Here is a 17,375-nt window from a genome sequence, read left to right as displayed (position 1 = left end):
ATAAGATCGAAGCAGTCGCAGCTCCTTGATTCAGAAATGAGGCCGCAAGAGCATGGAAGTTGTCATCCTCCCTGATGCCGCCCGCATCGGTGCCATGGCCGCGGATGCCATCGAGGCACTCCTGAAGCGCAAACCGGACGCCGTCCTGGGCCTTGCGACGGGTTCTTCCCCGCTGCCCATCTACGATGAGCTGGCCCGCCGCCACGTGGAGAACGGCCTGGACTTCTCCCGGGCCCACGGCTTCGCGCTCGATGAGTACGTGGGCCTGCCGGTGGGGCACCGGGAGTCCTACCGGGAGGTGATCCGCCGGGAGTTCAGTGACCGCGTGAACATCGACCCGCGGAACGTGCACAGCCCCAACGGTGCCGCCGAGGACATCCTGGCCGCCTGCGAAGAGTATGAGCGGGCCATCAAGTCCGCCGGCGGCGTCGACCTCCAGATTCTGGGGGTCGGCACCGATGGGCACATCGGCTTCAACGAGCCGGGCTCCTCGCTGGCCAGCCGGACGCGGATCAAGACCCTGATCGAGCAGACCCGCAAGGACAACGCCCGCTTCTTCAGCAGCATCGAGGAGGTGCCCCACCACGTGGTCACCCAAGGGCTGGGCACCATCATGGACGCCCGGCACGTGGTGCTGGTGGCCACCGGTGCCCAGAAGGCCCAGGCCGTCCGTGACTTCGTGGAGGGCCCCGTGTCCGCGATCTGCGCGGCCTCCGTGCTGCAGCTTCACCCGCACGCCACGGTGCTGATCGATGAGGCCGCCGCATCCTCCCTGCGGCTGGCGGACTATTATCGCCACACCTTCGAGAGCAAGCCGGAGTGGCAGGGGCTCTGAACCCGTCCCCGCTCCACCCGCTAGAATGGGTGGCATGACTCTGCCTCCGGATCCCTTCGAGAACGACCCTTCGCGCGAACTCTCCGGTCCCGGCGGTTCCACGGCCACCATTGAGCGCACCGAGCAGCGCGAACAGGTGGAACCGGGCGATCATGAGCGCTTCTCCCACTATGTGCGCAAGGAGAAGATCATGGAGTCCGCCCTCACCGGCGAGCCCGTGGTGGCGCTCTGCGGCAAGGTCTGGACCCCCGGCCGCGACCCGCAGAAGTTCCCCGTCTGCCCCACCTGCAAGGAGATCTACGAAGGTCTCCGCCCGGGCAATGACGGCGGCGACGCCAAGTAACGCTTTCGTGAACGACGACGACGGCCCTGGCTGACGCACAGCGCCGACGTCGTCGTTCCGTTCTGCGCGCCGTGCGTCTGACGGCCGAGGCGCGCCCTTGTGATCAGCTCTTCGCCCGCGACCCTGGAGGCACCCTTTCCCATGACTGACACGCTCTTCGGCGGACCGACCCTTCCACCGGCCTACCCGGAGCGTGCGGCCTGGGGCACCGCGCCCAAGCTGCGTGCCTGGCAGCAGGAGGCGCTGGACAAATACCTCACCAACAAGCCGCGGGACTTCCTCGCGGTGGCGACCCCCGGTGCCGGCAAGACCACGTTCGCCCTGCGCGTGGCCACCACGCTGGTGGAATCCGGCGCCGTCAACCGCATCTGTATCGTGGCGCCGACGGACCACCTGAAGCGCCAGTGGGCGGACGCGGCCGCCAAGGTGGGCCTGGCGATCGACCCCAACTTCAAGAACGCGGACGGCCGGCACGGCGCCGGGTTCATCGGCGTCGCCGTGACCTACGCACAGGTGGCCATGAAGCCCATGCTGCACCGGGCCCGCACCGAGGCGGCGCGCACGCTGGTGATCCTGGACGAGATCCACCATGGCGGCGAGGCCCTGTCCTGGGGCGACGGCCTGCGCGAGGCCTTCGATCCCGCCGTCCGCCGCCTCAGCCTGACGGGCACCCCGTTCCGTTCCGACACCTCCCCGATCCCGTTCGTGGAGTACCAGGAGGACAAGGACGGCATCCGCCGTTCCAAGGCCGATTACAGCTACGGCTACGGCAGCGCCCTCCGGGACCACGTGGTGCGCCCCGTCATCTTCATGGCGTACTCCGGCCAGATGCGCTGGCGGACCAGCACCGGTGAGGAGATGGCGGCGTCTCTCGGCGAGGCCGCCGTGACCAAGGACATCACCTCCCAGGCGTGGCGCACCGCGCTGAACCCGCTCGGCGAGTGGATCCCCGCGGTCCTGCACGCCGCGGATCGCCGCCTCTCCGAGGTGCGCCGCACGGTGCCCGACGCCGGCGGTCTGGTCATCGCCACGGACCATGAGGACGCTCGGGCTTACGCAGGTCAGCTGAAGAAGATCACCGGGCAGTCGCCCACGGTGATCCTCTCCGACGACGCCAAGGCCTCGGACAAGATCGAGGAGTTCTCCCACGGGGAATCCCGATGGATGGTGGCCGTGCGGATGGTGTCCGAAGGCGTGGACGTGCCACGCCTGGCGGTCGGTGTGTATGCGACCTCGACCTCCACGCCGCTCTTCTTCGCCCAGGCGGTGGGCCGCTTCGTGCGTGCCAGGAAGCGCGGCGAGACGGCGTCGGTGTTCCTGCCGTCCGTGCCGCCGCTGATGGCCTTGGCCAACTCCATGGAGGCCGAGCGCGACCACGCGCTGGACCGGCCGCAGAAGGACGAGGACGGGCTCTTCGATGCCGAAGAGTCGCTCATGGACGAGGCCAACAGGGAAGAGAAGGCCTCAGACTCGCTCACCAAGGGCAAGTTCGAGGCGCTGGACTCTCAGGCGTCCTTCGACAGAGTGCTGTTCGACGGCGGCGAATTCGGCACGGGCGGCGACATCGGCAGTGAGGACGAGCAGGACTTCCTGGGCATCCCGGGTCTGCTGGACGCCGACCAGGTGGGTGTGCTCCTGCGGCAGCGTCAGGCCGAGCAGCAGTCGCGCCGGAGGAAGGGCCTCGGTGGCCCGACGTCGGCCCCGGGCGTGCCGGATCACCGCCGTTTGATGGACCTGCGCAACGAGCTGGCCAAGAACGTCTCCGCCTGGTCCGCCCGTACCGGCACCCCGCACGGGATGGTGCACAATACGCTGCGCGAAGTCTGTGGCGGCCCCGCCGTGGCCCAGGCCAGCGAGGATCAGCTCAAGGCGCGCCTGGCGAAGATCCAAGGCTGGTTCGTGGGGAGGAAGTAGCGCAGGCCGGAAGTAGGGCCGGCTCACACCACCTCGACGCCGGCGTCCTCCAGCTCATCGAAGGTGGGCTCCGGGTCGTCCGCGACAGAGGCCGTCAGCTCCCGCAGCACCGTGACGGAGTAGCCGGCCTGGACGCCGTCGAGCGCCGTGGCGCGCACGCAGTGATCGGTGGCGAGGCCTACCACCACCAGTTCGTCGACGTCGTTGCCCTGCAGCCATTCATCCAGTGTCTCGCCATCCTCCTCTTCGGAGGGCAGGGAACCCGGCTGGCGTTCGCCGCTGATGACGGCGTCCTCCGGTGCGAGCAGGCCTTCGAAGCCCGAGTAGGCGGCGGCGTAGCGGCCCTTGCGGAACACGGCCTCGATGAACTCCTGCTCCAGGTCCGGGTGCAGCTCGGCGCCGTGGCTGCCTGCCCGGCAGTGCGGCGGCCAGGAGTCCTGGAAGTCCGGGGTGTCGGAGAAGTGGCTGCCGGGGTCCACATGCCAGTCCTGGGTGGCGACCACGTGATCGTAGAGGTGGCCGTGTTCATCCAGGTGTTCGCTGATGGCGGCGGCCACGGCGGCACCGCCGTCCACGGCCAGAGCGCCGCCCTCGCAGAAGTCGTTCTGGACGTCGACGATGATCAGTGCCTTGCTCACGATGCCTCCTGGGTCATGGGGGTGTCCTGGGTGAGGGGTGCTTGCTCATACACGGTAGGGATGACGGGTTCGCCGCGCTGCAGGCGGTTCACGGACGGCGGCATCTCCGCCATCGACGCCGCGTGCCGTTCGCGGGCACGGAGGACCGCGGCTGGACCGGTCCAGCCGGGGAGGACGGTGCCGTCCTGCACCAGCGGCACCAGCAGCTCGCGGTCGTTGCCGTCGTCGGCGGGGCGGTGCCCGATGCCGATCAGCTCCTCGGTGGCCGTCCCGTTCTCGTCGAGGCGGCGCAGGGCGTACTTGCGGCCGCCCACGCTCGCCTTGTTCTTGGCGGCCTTCGCCACGGAGACGAAGCCGCCCTCGTCGTCGCTGCGGCTGACCAGCTTGTAGACCATTCCGGCCGTGGGCGCGCCGCTGCCCGTGACCAGGGAGGTGCCCACACCGTAGGAGTCGACCGGGGCGGACTGCAGTGCTGCGATGGCGTACTCGTCCAGATCGCTCGTGACCACGATGCGGGTATTCACGGCGCCCAGACTGTCCAGAAGCTGCCGGACCCACTGGGCCTGCGCCACCAGATCGCCGGAATCCAGGCGCACGGCACCCAGCTTGTCCCCGGCGAGCTCGACGGCGGTGCGGACCGCCTTCTCCACGTCATAGGTGTCCACCAGGAGGCTGGTGCCCGGGCCGAGTGAGGAGAGCTGGGCCTGGAACGCTTCACGCTCCGTGTCATGCAGCAGCGTGAAGGAATGGGCGGCCGAGCCGAAGGTCTTCAGTCCGTAGCGGAGGCCGGCCTCCAGATTGGAGGTGCTGGCGAAGCCGGCGATGACCGACGCGCGGGCGGCGGCCACGGCGGATTCCTCATGCGTTCGGCGGGAGCCCATCTCGATGCACGGGCGGCCGCGTGCGGCCAGTGCCATGCGGGATGCCGCGGAGGCGATGGCACTGTCGTGGTTCAGCACGGAGAGGACGTACGTCTCCAGGATGCAGGCCTCGGCGAAGGTCGACTCGATCACCAGGATGGGGGAGTTGGGGAAGTACAGCTCGCCCTCGGCGTAGCCCCAGATGTTCCCGGAGAATCGGTAGGAGGCCAGGAAGGCCAAGGTCTTTTCGTTGACCACGCCCGTGCCACGGAGGAAGTCGAGTTCATCGGGGCCGAAGCGGAAGTTCTTCAGGCCCTCCAGGAGGCGGCCCGTGCCGGCCACCACGCCGTAGCGCCGGCCGTCCGGGAGCCGGCGGCCGAAGACTTCGAAGACCGAGCGGCGGTGGGCGGCGCCGGACTCAAGGGCCGCCTGCACCATGGTGAGCTCGTAGTGGTCGGTGTACAGCGAGGCGCGCGGATGCTCCCAGGTGGTACTCACGTCTGACACTCTAATCTCTCCGGCCCGTCCCCGGCACGGCCGTGCCTGCGGACTGAATAGAATGGAGCAATGAATTCCACAGCCACGGCAGAGGTCCGGCTTGCGGCCATGACGGATCATGAGGTCCGGCAGGAGCAGGAGCATCAGGAACTGACGGCCAGTGACACCCCGTGGAACCTGGTGATCTGGAACGATCCCGTCAACCTCATGAGCTATGTCTCCTTCGTGTTCCGCAGCTACTTCGGCTACTCGGAGAAGAAGGCGGACAAGCTAATGCTGGAGGTTCACCGCAAGGGCCGCTCGATCGTGGCCCACGGTGGCCGGGAGCGCATGGAGCAGCACGTGGTGGCGATGCACGGCTACGGCCTGTGGGCCACCGTGGAGAAGGCCGTCAGCGGCGGGAAGGGGCAGCGTGGCTAGGACGTTCGTACCGGGCAGCCGGGGCATCTCCGGGCATCTCGAAGAGGAGGAGCGAGACCTCCTCCGCAAGGTCTTCGGGGACGTCATCCAGATGCTGGAGCCCGAGGCCCGGGAATCCGAGGACCCCCTGGTGGCCTTGACGGGGATCGATCCGCATGCGGCCCCGCCGCGGGATGCCGCATTGCGCCGTCTGCTGCCGGACGGTGTGAAGGACGGCGACGAGGCCGCGCTGGAGTTCCGGCGCCTCACCGAGCGCTCGCTGCGGGAGAGCAAGATCGGCTCGCTGCGTGCCGCGTCACTTCTGCTGGAGGGAAGCGAGCTTCAGCTCAACAGCGAGGAGGCCCGCCACCTGGCGATGGCGCTGAATGACGTGCGCCTGGTGGTGAGTGAACGGCTGGAGATCCGCACCGAGGCGGACGCCGAGGCCGTGCACGCCATGCACGACTGGTCCAAGGCCGATGACCTGGAGGAATACCTCTCCGTCCTGTACAACTTCGTCACCTGGCTGCAGGAATCGCTGGTCCAGGCGATGGCGTACGAACTCGACCGGACGCCGGACGCGGCCGGCGAGGGGGAGCCGTCATGAGCCTGCCGGGATCGGATCAGCTCATGTCCGGAGCGGGCGAAGGCGGTCAGCTGCCGCGCTCGGGACGCCCTATCGGCATCTTCGACTCCGGGGTCGGCGGCCTCACGGTGGCCCGCTCCGTGATCGACCAGCTGCCCAATGAGGCCGTGCTTTACGTCGGCGACACCGCCAACGGGCCGTACGGCCCGTTGCCCATCGCCGAGGTCCGTGCGAACGCACTCGGCATCATGGACGAACTCGTGGACTCCGGCGTGAAGCTGCTCACGATCGCCTGCAACACGGCGTCGGCGGCCGTGCTCCGCGACGCACGGGAGCGCTACGAGGCCCGCTACGGGATCCCGGTCATCGAGGTGATCCAGCCGGCTGTCCGCCGGGCCGTCTCCGCTACGCGCAACGGGCGCATCGGCGTCATCGGGACGTCCGCGACCGTGGGCTCCCGCGCCTACGAGGACACTTTCGCCGCCGCGCCGGACCTGGAGGTCCGCTCCGTGGCGTGCCCCGACTTCGTGCCGTTCGTGGAGGCCGGGATCACCACGGGGCCGGAACTGCTGGAGCTGGCCGAAGGCTATCTGGAGCCGCTGAAGGCCGCCGGGGTGGACACCCTGGTCCTGGGCTGCACGCACTACCCACTCCTGACGGGCGTCATCTCCTACGTCATGGGGGAGGACGTCACGCTCGTCTCCAGCGCCGAGGAGACGGCCAAGGACGTGTACCGCTCACTGCTCCGTCACGGGATCGAGCGGCGCGAGACCACGGCGCCCAGGCACCACTTCGTGGCGACCGGCGATGCGGACGGCTTCGGCAGGCTCGCCCGGCGCTTCCTCGGCCCGGAGGTGGTGAGCGTGGAGCACGTGGATCACGTTTCGGCCAGCTATCCCACCGGAAGCCTGGCGAAGATCACCCCGGAGATGCTCGAGGCGGCCCGCGCTGCGGCCGACGCACCGAGGATCTCCCATTTCGTGTCCGCGGATTCCCAGGGGGGAAGAGGATGAAACTGACCATCGTGGGATGCACAGGGAGTTTCCCCGGTCCCGGCTCGCCGGCGTCGTGCTATCTGCTCACGGCGGACAGCGGCGGACGCCGCTGGAAGATCGTGCTGGACCTCGGCAGCGGCGCCCTCGGCGCGCTCCAGCGGTACACCGATCTGGAGGACATCGACGCGATCTTCCTCAGCCACCTGCACCCGGACCACTGCATGGACCTGTGCGGCCTGCACGTGGCCGTGCACTGGAAGCCGGGCGGCTGGGGCCGCGGGCGGATCCCCGTCTGGGGACCGGCCGCGACGGCGGACCGGCTGGCCACCGCCTACGGGCTCCCGCTGGATCCGGGCATGCACGAGGACTTCGAGTTCGCGTCCTGGTCGGCGCGGCACCCGGTGAAGGTGGGGCCGTTCACGGTCACCCCGTACGCCGTGAACCACCCGATCGAGGAGGCGTACGCGCTGCGGGTGGAATGCCGCCAGGAGCTCGAGGACGGCACCGTCAAGGAGAGTGTGCTGGCCTACTCCGGCGACACGGACTCCTGCCCCGAACTGGTGGAGGCGGCCCGGGACTCGGACTTCTTCCTGTGCGAGGCGGCCTTTGAGGAGGGGCGCGACGACGACATCAAGGACGTGCACCTGACCGGCAAACGCGCGGGCGAGGCCGCCGTGGAGGCCGGCGCCGGGCGCCTGCTCCTGACGCACATCCCCGTCTGGACGGACACCACCAAGGTGCTCAACGAGGCGCGAGAGGTGTTCGGCGAGAAGGTTGCGGCCGCCGTCGCGGGGGTGCACTACCAGCTCTGACCGGTGAACGGCAGGACCGCTAGGACCATTTGCCGAGTAGTGGTGCGTTGGCCTCTCGGAGGGCCCGGAGCTCGGCTTCCGGGTAGTGCCTGTCCTTGAGCCATTTCTGGTGCTGGTCAAGCGTCACGAGCCGTCGGCCGGCGGCGAGGGGTGCGACTTCCCATCGATCCGCGGGTTGCAGATCGGGGTGCTCGGGGCCTAGGACCTGCAGTGGGAAGATCCCCGGGAGGGTGCGCTTGGTGAACTCCTCGTGGTCCTTGGAGAGGTCGCCGTCGCGCGGCCGCTCAAAAAGGCCTTGTGCCATCTGGTTTGCGGTCGAGGGGAGCCCGAAGAGGACCCGGGAGATGAATCCGAAATCGTAGAGCGGCGCCCACTCGGACAGGATCCGGACCACTTCCTCTCCGGTGTCGTCCTCACTTTTGATCTCGGTCCCGACGATCAGCCAGCCCTCCATGTTGAACATGGCGTACCGGTCTCCTGCGTTCGTCGCGAACTTCACGTCCGCAAAGCCCGTGTCGCGGCACACAGCGGAGAGGATCCTGGCCACCTGATGCGGTGCACACTGAGCCTGGGACAAGGGCTGGCCGGCGACCACTTTCTTGGGGGAGTGGGCGGTGACCCATGCCGAGACGTTATGGACCAGGGCGGTGAACTCGGGGCTCGATGTGTCCCACCGGTCCCAGTTCTTCTTCAACGGCATTTCGAACAGTGGCGGCGAGGTGTTGTTCATCGCTGCGGCCGAGGAGCACATCACCGCGCAGAAGGACTCGCGTTTCCGGGGTCTGCGTCCCAAGGTGTCGGCGCAGGCCGTGATGCTTCCCTCGAATCCGAGCGGGGCGATCAGTTCGGCGATCTGATGGGCCATGTCCACCGGTTGGTGCGTGCTGCCCAGGAACGGGCCGGTGAAGATCGCCACCCCGTTGACCACATCGACCGCGCGCAGTGGCATGTCAGGGAATTCGGCGATCCTCAGCCCGGTGATGGCCCGGTCGACGTCAGCCGCAGACGGCCCCGGAGACCCCTCGGGGACGAGATGGAACCCCAGGAAGCCCACGGACTTCCACGCGACCCTGATGATCTTCTTCTCATCAACCTCGATGCGTGGATTCTCAGTCATAACCGTCCCCCAAATTTCGGGCGCCTCGTGAGGGGGCACCTCCGATTCGAGGAGTCTAAGCTTCGATGCCTCCACACACTACCCTTAGAAGCATGACCTCCACGCTTTCCTCCGAGTCATCCCTGCGCGCCGACGGCCGCACCCCCGATCAGCTGCGCCCCATCAGCATCACCCGCGGATGGTCCAATCAGGCCGAAGGTTCCGCGCTCATCGAATTCGGCAACACGCGGGTCCTCTGCACCGCTTCGCTGACCGAAGGCGTGCCGCGCTGGCTCAAGGGCGAGGGCCGCGGCTGGGTCACGGCCGAGTACGCCATGCTGCCGCGCGCCACGAGCACCCGCTCGGACCGTGAGTCGGTCAAGGGCAAGATCGGCGGTCGCACGCACGAGATCTCCCGCCTGATCGGCCGCTCCCTGCGTTCCATCATCGACACCCAGGCCCTCGGCGAGAACACCATCGTCCTGGACTGTGACGTCCTGCAGGCCGACGGTGGCACCCGCACCGCGGCCATCACGGGCGCCTTCGTGGCGCTCGCGGAGTCGCTGCGCTTCGCCAAGGAGAACAAGCTGATCGCCCCCAAGGCGAAGCCGCTTGTGGACACCATCGCCGCCGTCTCCGTCGGCATCATCGACGGCGTGCCCATGCTGGACCTGCCCTACGTGGAGGACGTCCGCGCCGAGACGGACATGAACGTGGTGGTCACGGGAGCCGGGAAATTCGTCGAGGTCCAGGGCACCGCCGAGGGCGCGCCCTTCGACCGCGACGAGCTGAACCGCCTCCTGGACCTGGCCCTGATCGGCACCAGCGAACTGGCCGCCATCCAGCGTGAGACCCTCGGCGAGACCCTGGACGGCATCCTGTGAGTGCTGGTTCCGGATCCCGCGGCGCCCGCCTGGTCCTCGCCACCCGCAACGCCGGCAAGCTCAAGGAGCTCCGCGACCTCCTGCGCGACCAGGTGCCCGGCCTGGACGTCGACACCCAGGTGATCGACGCCGAGACCGCCGGCGTCCCGGACGTGGTGGAGGACGGGACCAGCTTCGCGGAGAACTCCCTGAAGAAGTCGCGTGCGGTGGCGGAGGCCACCGGCCTGCCCTCGATCGCCGATGACTCCGGTCTCAGCGTGGACATCCTGGGCGGCGCCCCGGGCATCTTCTCCGCCCGCTGGGCAGGCCGTCACGGCGACGACCAGGCCAATCTGGACCTCCTCCTGGCCCAGTTGGAAGACATCGCCGAGCCGCACCGCGGCGCCTCCTTCGTCTGTGCCGCCGCGCTCACCGTGCCGGCCGCCGACGGCACCGAGGCGTACGACGTCGTCGAGTACGGCACGCTGGACGGCACCTTGCTCGCGGTTCCCCGCGGTGAGGGCGGCTTCGGCTACGACCCCATCCTGGAGCCCACGGGGGAGACGCGCAGCTGCGCCGAGCTCAGCCGTGAGGAGAAGAACGCCATCAGCCACCGCGGCAAGGCGTTCCGGGCCCTGCTGCCCGCGATCGTGAAGGCGCTGTCCTGAGCACTCCTTAAACCAACTGGTCCGGTCCATCTGTCGCTATGAACTGCTCAAAGCGACAGATGGACCGGACCAGTTGGCGTTGGGGGGTGCTCAGGCCTTGTCGGACTGCTTCCGCTTCTCCAGGTAGCCCTTGACACCCTCAATGACGATGGGCAGCACGGACACCAGCACGATCAGGATGAAGATCAGGTCCAGGTTCTTGGACACCCACGGCACGCTGTCACCCAGCACGAAGCCGAGCAGCGTCACGCCGCCGCCCCAGAGCACTGCGCCGATGATGTTGAAGAGGAAGAACTTCTTCGCCTCGTACTCCGCGACACCCACGATCACGGGGACGAAGGTGCGGATGATGGGCACGAAGCGGGCCAGGACGAGGGCCTTGCCGCCGTGCTTCTCGAAGAAGGCGTGGGCCTTGTCCACGTTCTCGTGCTTGAACAGGCGGGAGTCCGGGCGCTTGAAGAGGGCCGGGCCGGCCTTGCGCCCGATCAGGTAGCCGCACTGGTTGCCGATGATGGCGGAGACGATCACCAGTGCCATGAGGGCCACGATGTTGAACTTGATGGTCCCGGTGGCCACCAGGAGACCGGCCGTGAAGAGCATTGAATCGCCCGGCAGGAAGAAGCCCACCAGCAGACCGGTCTCGGCGAAGATGATGCCGCACACCAGCAGGACCACCCACGGGGCCAGGGCCGGGTCGGCCAGGAAGATCTGCGGGTTCAGCCAGTCGGGCAGGAACGACGCGGTGGGCACGGGAACGCGCGCCAGGGCGGGCAGGGCGGTGGCGATGGAGGCGGTGATCACCCTTCAAGACTACGGGCTCCTGGTGGGCATCCACGGATCGAGCGGATCATGACCTTGCTCTCAGGCACCTATGGTTCTATGGTTAATTACATGAGTAATGAACCAGTGTGGCTGGGAGGTGGCGATGATTGACGACTCCGGCCCGATCTTCCTGCAGATCGCGGCCCTGATCGAGAACGACATCGTCTCCGGCGCACTGCCGGAGGAGGGGCAGGTCCCCTCGACCAACGAATTCGCCCAGTTCTACCGCATCAACCCGGCCACGGCTGCAAAGGGAGTGAACACCTTGGTGGATGAAGGGATTCTGTACAAGCGCCGCGGGATCGGCATGTTCGTCGCGGCTGGGGCGCGTGACCGGCTCCTGGGCCGGCGCCGGGATGACTTCCGGGCCCAGTTCGTTCAGCCTCTCTGCATGGAAGCGGACAAGCTGGGGATCTCCCGCGGCGAACTGCTGGCCATGCTGACAGCGGCTCTGGACGGCGCGGGACCTGAAGACGCGTTGAACACGGACGTTGTGAGCACCAGGGGAAGGCAGCATCATGAGTGAAGACGTGGTCCGGGTGACGGACCTGACACGTCGCTACAAGGACGTCACCGCGCTGGATACCATCAGCCTGACGTTCCGCAAGGACAGGATCTACGGTCTGCTGGGCCGCAACGGGGCCGGCAAGACAACCCTCATGTCCGTCCTCACCGCCCAGGGATTCCCGAGCGACGGGACCGTGGAGGTCTTCGGAGAGGACCCCTACGAGAACGAGGCGGTGCTCCGCAGGCTCTGCTTCATCCGGGAGTCCCAGAAGTACCCGGACAACTTCACCCCCGCCCAGGCGTTCCGGGCGGCGTCCCTGTTCTTCGAGGGCTGGGACCAGGAGTTCGCGCTGCGACTGGCGGAGGACTTCCAGCTGCCGCAGAAGCGCCAGATCAAGAAGCTCTCCCGGGGCCAGCTCTCCGCCGTCGGCATCATCATCGGCCTGGCGAGCCGCGCCGAGCTGACGTTCTTCGACGAGCCGTACCTGGGCCTGGACGCCGTGGCCCGGCACCTCTTCTACGACCACCTGGTCAGGGACTATGCGGAGCACCCTCGCACCGTGGTGCTCTCCTCGCACCTGATCGACGAGGTCGCGAACCTGCTGGAGCACGTGGTGGTGATCGACCGCGGGCGCATCATCATGAACGACGACGCCGAGGCGGTCCGCGGCTCCGCGGTCACCGTGTCCGGGCCGGCCGGCGTCGTCGCCTCCTTTGTGAGCGGGCGCGAGGTGCTGTTCGAAGAGCGTCTGATGAACACGGCTTCCGTGTCGGTTCGTGCACAGCTGAGCGTCGCGGAGCGGCGGGAAGCGGCGGAACTGGGTCTCACCCTGGGGCAGGTGTCCCTGCAGCAACTGGTGGTCCATGCGTCCCTGGCCCACTCCGGGGGCGGAATGGCCGCCAGTCAGGCGGCCATGAGCGCGTTCGAAGCGGAATTCACGGAGGTGTCGCGATGAGCAGGGTCCTGGCGGTCAGCCGCATGCAATTGATCAACAAGTGGACGTTTTTGGGCGTCCCGGCGGTGATTCTTGGAGGATCGCTCCTGCTGTCCTTGGTGATCTTCGCAATCATCCCCGTGGAGGACAAGCGCACGGGAGGCGCGGCGTTCGCACCGCTCTGGTACTTCTTCGTCCTGGGGATCCAGAGCCTCACCCTGACGTTCCCGTTCTCCTTGGGCATGAGTGTGTCCCGGAAGAGCTACTTCCTGGGGACACACTTGGCGTTCGGCGGCGTGGCGCTCGGACTGGCCGTGGTGTTCTGGGCGGGGAGCCAGCTGGAGCGGCTGACCGGCGGCTGGTGGCTGAACGGGTACTTCTTCCGGATCCCGTACGTCATCGACGGCCCGTGGTGGCACAGCATGGTGATCCCGTTCGTGGCCGCGATGTTCTTCTTCTCGGTGGGGTTCTGGGCCGCCACGGTGTACAGGCGCTGGGGTGTGACGGGGACCTTGATCGGAGTCATCTCCCTGGCGGTGCTGGTGGTGGCGGCCGTGGTGCTGGTGACCGTGTCCGGTTCCTGGCCGGCCGTGGGCGGGTTCTTCGTCCAGGCCCAGGCCATCGGCGTCGCCGGGATCGTGGCGCTGCTGGCGGCCGCCCTCGGGACCGGGTCCTTCATCACCCTCCGGCGGACGGCCGTCTGAGGGCAAGCGCACCCGCCGGAGGGCGTAGGCTTGGGGAGTGGCCCTGGACTTCACCGCGATCGACTTCGAGACCGCGAATGGATTCTGGGGCTCCCCTTGTGCCATCGGCATGACCCGGGTCCGGGATGGCCGGGTGGTGGCGGAGGAGACCTTCCTGATCCGGCCGCCCGAAGGCCATGATCATTTCGACCCCCGGAACATCGCCATCCATGGGATCCACCCCCACGAAGTGGCCGGGGTGCCGCGCTTCCAGGAACTTTTCCCCCGCATCCGGGATTTCATCGGCGACGACGTGGTGGCGGCTCACAACGCGGCGTTCGACCTGGGCGTCATCGAGGCGGCCCTCCGGATCTCGGGCCAGCAGGCTCCGCTGTACCGCTACGCGTGCACCGTGGTGCTGTCCCGCCGCTGCTACAGCCTGCCGTCCAACTCCCTGCCGTTCGCGGCACAGTACGCCCGCGTGCCGTTGGTGCACCACCACGACCCGGCCGAGGACGCCCGCGCCTGCGCCGGAATCCTGGTGGACATCGCACGGCGGCAAGGCGCCGGGACCGTGCAGGAACTTTATGAAGGACTGGGCATGAGCCTTCCGGTGAACGCCGGCAAGGCCGTCCGCTCACCCGGCCCTATTCGCTGATCAGATCCGCGAGGTCCTGGGCGATCCGCCTCACCACGTCAAGCCCGGTCACGGCCCCGAGCCACTCCGCCGGCAGCGCCGCCTCCCCGTGGACCGCCCCGACGATGTTCCCGGCGAGGGAGCCCGTGGAGTCCGAGTCGCCGTCGTGATTGACCGCGACGGCGACCGCCGTGCGGAAGTGCCGCTCGGCGTCGTCGTCCGCGGTGACCAGCGTGGCGTAGAGCGCGACGGCGAGGGCCTCCTCCGCGACCCAGCCCTCACCGAGCTCGGCGATGAGATCCTCGGGGGACAGGAGCGTCCCGGCGCCGGCCAGCTCCAAGGCGCGGGTCACGCGGCCCAGCATGGCGGGATCGGTGGTGGTGTCCGCGGAGATCCGCTCCCGCAGCGCGGCGGCGGCCGCCTGCAGGGTGGCGCCGCCGAGCAGCTCGTGGATGAGGAGGGAGAACTGGGCGGCGGCCTGGTGCGCGGCCGGGTGGCCGTGGGTCAGCGCGGCGGCGTCGGTGCTCAGCTTCAGGACTGCGTCCGGTGCCAGCTGGGGGACCATCCCGAAGGGGGCGGCCCGCATCACAGTCCCGCAGCCTTTGCTGTTCGGGTTGACCGGACGGCTCAGTGTGCCCATCTGGCCCGAGGCGAGGCCCGTGAGGCAGGCGTTGCCCGGGTGGCGCCGGTGGTGCATGACCGGCTGCTCGTCCAGCCAGCGGTCCACGGGGTGGGGCGCGGACTCCGGGAGGGCCGCGTTCTGGGTCCTGAGCCAGCGAAGGTAGGCGAGCCAGACACAGGCCAGTTCGTCGGCGCGGACGCCGTCCCGGGCCCAGGCGAGGGCCTCGTTGAGCCCGTCGGCGCTGTAGAGGGTCATCTGCGTGTCATCCGAGAATTCGGCGGGACCGTCCAGTTGGGAGAAATCGCGCAGGCCGTCGGCGCCGAAGCGCTCGCGGATGCGCGACATCAGGTCGAATTCGACGGCGTAGCCGAGGGCGTCGCCCAGGGCCCCGCCCAGCAGGGAGCCGCGGATGGCGGAAGCGAGTGACATGAGGACAAGCCTAGTCGGATCCGTCCCGCGGGCCGGGGCGGCGGCGTTCCCTGCCGGGGAATACCCTTGAGCCATGCGACGACCACGGTGGCGACAAGAGGGCACTGCTCCGGACTACCGCTTCTCCCTGGCCAACGAACGGACCTTCCTCGCATGGCTGCGGACCTCCCTGGCGCTCCTGGCCGGTGCCGTCGCCGTCGACCAGCTGGCGCCGGGCATCGCGCCCCAAGTGCTGCGTGTCGTGCTGTGCGTGGCGCTCGCGCTCATCGGGGCGGGACTTGCCGCAATGGCGTACCGGCGGTGGGCACAGGCGGAAGACGCCATGCGGCACGGGCGTGAGCTGCCGTTCTCCTGGGTGCTGCTGGTGATGAGCGTGGTGGTGGTCGTGGCGGCCATGGTGCTTGCGCTCCTGATCGTGGTGCGGCACTGAGCATGGACGTACGGCATTGAGCAGGGACGTCCCGGCGCGGGATCCCGGGCTTCAGCCCCAGAGGACCGCTCTGGCGTGGCGCCGGACGCTGCTCTCTCTGCTGGTGGTGGACTTCTTCATCCTGCGGTCCTGGATGTTCCCACGATCCGACGGGAGCGGCGAGGTCACGGTGGTGAACGGCGTGGCGGTGGCGGCCGCGGGAGTCGCGACCGTGGTGGTGTGCACATTCGCGGTCCAGCGGGTGAGGCACCTGCGCGACGGCGAAGGGGCGCCGCGGGCGCTCGCGATCGCCGGGGTGTCGGCGGCGGTGTGCCTGCTGGCCTGCTGTGCGGTGGCCGTGATGCTGGTGCGTTAGCGGCTGCTCTGCCGGAGCCTGGGGCGCCGGTGCCCGGTCCGGCAGGCCTAAAATGGGTGTTCAGGTGGCTTCCAGCCTGGAATGACAAGGTGGGGAGCCCGTGCCGTGGCGAGGTCCATGGCTCATCACCAGCACATTCGAAGGACAGGACACCCATGACTTCCGTCGACGCAGTCAGCGCCGGATCGCCCGCGAACAGCCCCGCCGAGCCCGCGGTGGTGGCGGAGCCGCACGTTCTGCTGAGGGGAGGGGCGGAGCTGCTGGGCGCGTTCCTGATCATTCTGGGCGGTGCCGGCGTGGTCATGTTCACCAACACCAACCTGGCGCCGTTCCCGGGCCCCGTTGCCACGGGCCTGGCGACCGTCGCCGCGATGTATGCGCTGGGCCGCATCAGCGGCGGGCACTTCAACCCGGTGCTGACGCTGGCGTCCGCCGTTGCCGGTCGTCTGTCCTGGAAGGACGCGCTGGTCTACCTGGTGGGCCAGGTAGCGGGCGGGTTCCTCGCAGCTCTGGTCTTGCTGGCCGTGCTGAGCAATGTGGCCGGCGTGGACGGCTCAAAGATCTTCCGAGTGGTGGCAGCCGGTTATGGTGACAACTCCGCGTTCAAGGTGCAGCTGCCGGGCGTTCTGCTGGTGGAAATCATCGGTTCGATCGTCCTGGCGGCCGTTTACCTGGCGGCCACCCGACAGGGCCGTGGCCGTGGTGTGGCAGCAGCGGCAGTATCCGTGGGTCTTGCCGTGGCCGTTTTGGGTCAGTTCGCACAGAGTCTGTCCAACAGCCAGTTCAACCCGGCGCGCAGCCTGGCCATGGCGGTCTTCGCTGAGCCGTGGGCGATTCAGCAGGAGTGGCTCTTCTGGGTCGCTCCGCTGGCCGGTGCGCTGCTGGCCGGCATGGTGGCGCGCCTTATCAGTCTGAGCAGCACTCCGATGGCTGTTGTCGCTGATGAGTCGGCCGACGACGCTGTTGCCGAGAACGCAACCGCAACTGAAGCAGCTGTCACCGCCGCTCCCGCGGAGGCCGCCGAAGCCAAGGAGGCCGCCACCGCAGAGCAGCGCGCCGCCGCGGAGCATGAAGAGGCGAAGGGTTTCTTCGACGGGAAGTGAGTTCCCGGACGGGACAATCCTGAAGGGATTTTCCTAAAGGGCAGGGGCCGCTGAGCAGGAGCTCGGCGGTCCCTGCCGTTTGTCCGGCCACGAACTACCACGGATCAAAAGGGCGGATCTGATCCGCGGGGAGCTGGTGCTTGGGGAGCCGCTCCGCCGGGATGTGGTTCTGAGTGGTTCGAACCCGCTCCGGATGGTCTTCGAGGCGATGTGGTGTGGGTTGCCGGTGTCGGTGGGTGGTCGAGGTGTGTGCGGCCGGTGGGACTGGTCCATTCCAGGGCGCCGACGACAGTGCCGGTGCCGGCCCCGTCTCTGACCTCGGTCCCGGAGTTGGGTCCGGGTGGG

Annotated in this window: 20 protein-coding genes and 1 pseudogene; 16 read left to right on the top strand and 5 right to left on the bottom strand. The window is 68.3% G+C overall.

Features of this window, described 5'->3' with window-relative positions:
• Positions 1–52: 52 nt before the first annotated feature.
• The 3 genes from nagB to Q9R02_RS14495 all read left to right on the top strand — a co-directional run bounded on the left by nagB (position 53) and on the right by Q9R02_RS14495 (position 3,092).
• Entirely contained in the window at positions 53–835 is a 783-nt protein-coding gene (gene nagB / locus Q9R02_RS14505; RefSeq protein ID WP_305997419.1) for a glucosamine-6-phosphate deaminase, read from the top strand.
• A 25-nt stretch (positions 836–860) separates the two neighbouring features.
• Positions 861–1,178 (top strand): DUF3039 domain-containing protein, encoded by a 318-nt coding sequence (locus Q9R02_RS14500; RefSeq protein WP_305997418.1) that lies wholly within the window; start codon positions 861–863, stop codon positions 1,176–1,178.
• 141 nt (positions 1,179–1,319) lie between these two features.
• Positions 1,320–3,092 (top strand): DEAD/DEAH box helicase, encoded by a 1,773-nt coding sequence (locus Q9R02_RS14495; protein WP_305997417.1) that lies wholly within the window; start codon positions 1,320–1,322, stop codon positions 3,090–3,092.
• Positions 3,093–3,115: 23 nt separating this feature from the next.
• Here Q9R02_RS14495 and Q9R02_RS14490 read toward each other — a convergent pair whose 3' ends face one another.
• Positions 3,116–3,730 carry an isochorismatase family protein gene (locus Q9R02_RS14490; RefSeq protein WP_305997416.1) on the bottom strand — a complete coding sequence of 205 codons (615 nt, stop codon included), beginning with the start codon at positions 3,728–3,730 and terminating at the stop codon, positions 3,116–3,118.
• A complete protein-coding gene (locus tag Q9R02_RS14485; RefSeq protein WP_425279285.1) occupies positions 3,727–5,088 on the bottom strand; it encodes a nicotinate phosphoribosyltransferase in 1,362 nt (453 codons plus the stop codon). Before Q9R02_RS14485 ends, Q9R02_RS14490 begins: the two co-directional genes overlap by 4 nt.
• A 108-nt stretch (positions 5,089–5,196) precedes the next feature.
• On the opposite strand from Q9R02_RS14485, the gene clpS reads away from it, so the two are divergent.
• The 4 genes from clpS to Q9R02_RS14465 are packed head-to-tail and all read left to right on the top strand — an operon-like array spanning position 5,197 to position 7,880.
• Positions 5,197–5,508 carry an ATP-dependent Clp protease adapter ClpS gene (clpS, locus tag Q9R02_RS14480; RefSeq protein WP_305997462.1) on the top strand — a complete coding sequence of 104 codons (312 nt, stop codon included), beginning with the start codon at positions 5,197–5,199 and terminating at the stop codon, positions 5,506–5,508.
• Complete coding sequence (locus tag Q9R02_RS14475; RefSeq protein WP_305997414.1) at positions 5,501–6,094, top strand: DUF2017 domain-containing protein; 594 nt, start codon at positions 5,501–5,503, stop codon at positions 6,092–6,094. Before clpS ends, Q9R02_RS14475 begins: the two co-directional genes overlap by 8 nt.
• A gap of 23 nt (positions 6,095–6,117) precedes the next feature.
• On the top strand, positions 6,118–7,086 hold the full coding sequence (gene murI / locus Q9R02_RS14470; protein WP_305997461.1) for a glutamate racemase: 969 nt from the start codon (positions 6,118–6,120) through the stop codon (positions 7,084–7,086).
• Positions 7,083–7,880: an MBL fold metallo-hydrolase gene (locus tag Q9R02_RS14465; protein ID WP_305997413.1), complete on the top strand. Its 798-nt coding sequence runs from the start codon at positions 7,083–7,085 to the stop codon at positions 7,878–7,880. Before murI ends, Q9R02_RS14465 begins: the two co-directional genes overlap by 4 nt.
• Positions 7,881–7,899: 19 nt before the next feature.
• On the opposite strand, the gene Q9R02_RS14460 is transcribed toward Q9R02_RS14465, so the two are convergent.
• Complete coding sequence (locus Q9R02_RS14460) at positions 7,900–8,997, bottom strand: hypothetical protein (protein ID WP_305997412.1); 1,098 nt, start codon at positions 8,995–8,997, stop codon at positions 7,900–7,902.
• Positions 8,998–9,089: 92 nt separating this feature from the next.
• Here Q9R02_RS14460 and rph point away from each other — a divergent pair, with 92 nt between their 5' ends.
• Together rph and rdgB are read left to right on the top strand one after the other, a co-directional pair.
• Positions 9,090–9,860, top strand: a complete 771-nt coding sequence (rph, locus tag Q9R02_RS14455) for a ribonuclease PH (protein ID WP_305997411.1) — start codon at positions 9,090–9,092, stop codon at positions 9,858–9,860.
• Positions 9,857–10,507, top strand: coding sequence for an RdgB/HAM1 family non-canonical purine NTP pyrophosphatase (gene rdgB, locus Q9R02_RS14450; RefSeq protein WP_305997410.1), 651 nt, complete (start codon positions 9,857–9,859; stop codon positions 10,505–10,507). Before rph ends, rdgB begins: the two co-directional genes overlap by 4 nt.
• 90 nt (positions 10,508–10,597) lie before the next feature.
• Here rdgB and Q9R02_RS14445 read toward each other — a convergent pair whose 3' ends face one another.
• Positions 10,598–11,305 carry a DedA family protein gene (locus Q9R02_RS14445; protein WP_305997460.1) on the bottom strand — a complete coding sequence of 236 codons (708 nt, stop codon included), beginning with the start codon at positions 11,303–11,305 and terminating at the stop codon, positions 10,598–10,600.
• Between the two features lie 127 nt (positions 11,306–11,432).
• On the opposite strand from Q9R02_RS14445, the gene Q9R02_RS14440 reads away from it, so the two are divergent.
• The 4 genes and pseudogenes from Q9R02_RS14440 to Q9R02_RS14425 form a co-directional block, all read left to right on the top strand.
• Positions 11,433–11,855: a GntR family transcriptional regulator gene (locus tag Q9R02_RS14440; protein WP_305997409.1), complete on the top strand. Its 423-nt coding sequence runs from the start codon at positions 11,433–11,435 to the stop codon at positions 11,853–11,855.
• Positions 11,848–12,792 (top strand): ABC transporter ATP-binding protein, encoded by a 945-nt coding sequence (locus Q9R02_RS14435; protein WP_305997408.1) that lies wholly within the window; start codon positions 11,848–11,850, stop codon positions 12,790–12,792. Before Q9R02_RS14440 ends, Q9R02_RS14435 begins: the two co-directional genes overlap by 8 nt.
• Positions 12,789–13,475, top strand: a complete 687-nt coding sequence (locus Q9R02_RS14430; RefSeq protein ID WP_305997407.1) for a hypothetical protein — start codon at positions 12,789–12,791, stop codon at positions 13,473–13,475. Before Q9R02_RS14435 ends, Q9R02_RS14430 begins: the two co-directional genes overlap by 4 nt.
• 37 nt (positions 13,476–13,512) lie before the next feature.
• A pseudogene (locus Q9R02_RS14425) lies at positions 13,513–14,067 on the top strand (3'-5' exonuclease); the annotation flags it as partial.
• A 34-nt stretch (positions 14,068–14,101) separates the two neighbouring features.
• Here the strand turns inward: Q9R02_RS14425 and Q9R02_RS14420 are convergent.
• Positions 14,102–15,142 carry an ADP-ribosylglycohydrolase family protein gene (locus tag Q9R02_RS14420; protein ID WP_305997406.1) on the bottom strand — a complete coding sequence of 347 codons (1,041 nt, stop codon included), beginning with the start codon at positions 15,140–15,142 and terminating at the stop codon, positions 14,102–14,104.
• 73 nt (positions 15,143–15,215) lie between these two features.
• On the opposite strand from Q9R02_RS14420, the gene Q9R02_RS14415 reads away from it, so the two are divergent.
• From Q9R02_RS14415 to Q9R02_RS14405, 3 genes are all read left to right on the top strand, one after another.
• Complete coding sequence (locus Q9R02_RS14415; RefSeq protein WP_305997405.1) at positions 15,216–15,572, top strand: YidH family protein; 357 nt, start codon at positions 15,216–15,218, stop codon at positions 15,570–15,572.
• A 16-nt stretch (positions 15,573–15,588) separates the two neighbouring features.
• Positions 15,589–15,927 (top strand): DUF202 domain-containing protein, encoded by a 339-nt coding sequence (locus Q9R02_RS14410; RefSeq protein WP_305997404.1) that lies wholly within the window; start codon positions 15,589–15,591, stop codon positions 15,925–15,927.
• A 155-nt stretch (positions 15,928–16,082) separates the two neighbouring features.
• A complete protein-coding gene (locus tag Q9R02_RS14405; protein WP_305997403.1) occupies positions 16,083–17,030 on the top strand; it encodes an MIP/aquaporin family protein in 948 nt (315 codons plus the stop codon).
• Positions 17,031–17,375 lie beyond the last annotated feature (345 nt).

This window comes from Arthrobacter horti, assembly GCF_030731045.1.
Classification (GTDB): Bacteria; Actinomycetota; Actinomycetes; order Actinomycetales; family Micrococcaceae; genus Arthrobacter_E; species Arthrobacter_E nanjingensis.
The sequence above is the reverse complement of the archived record's forward strand: the minus strand, read 5'-3'. Positions and strand labels throughout refer to the sequence as shown.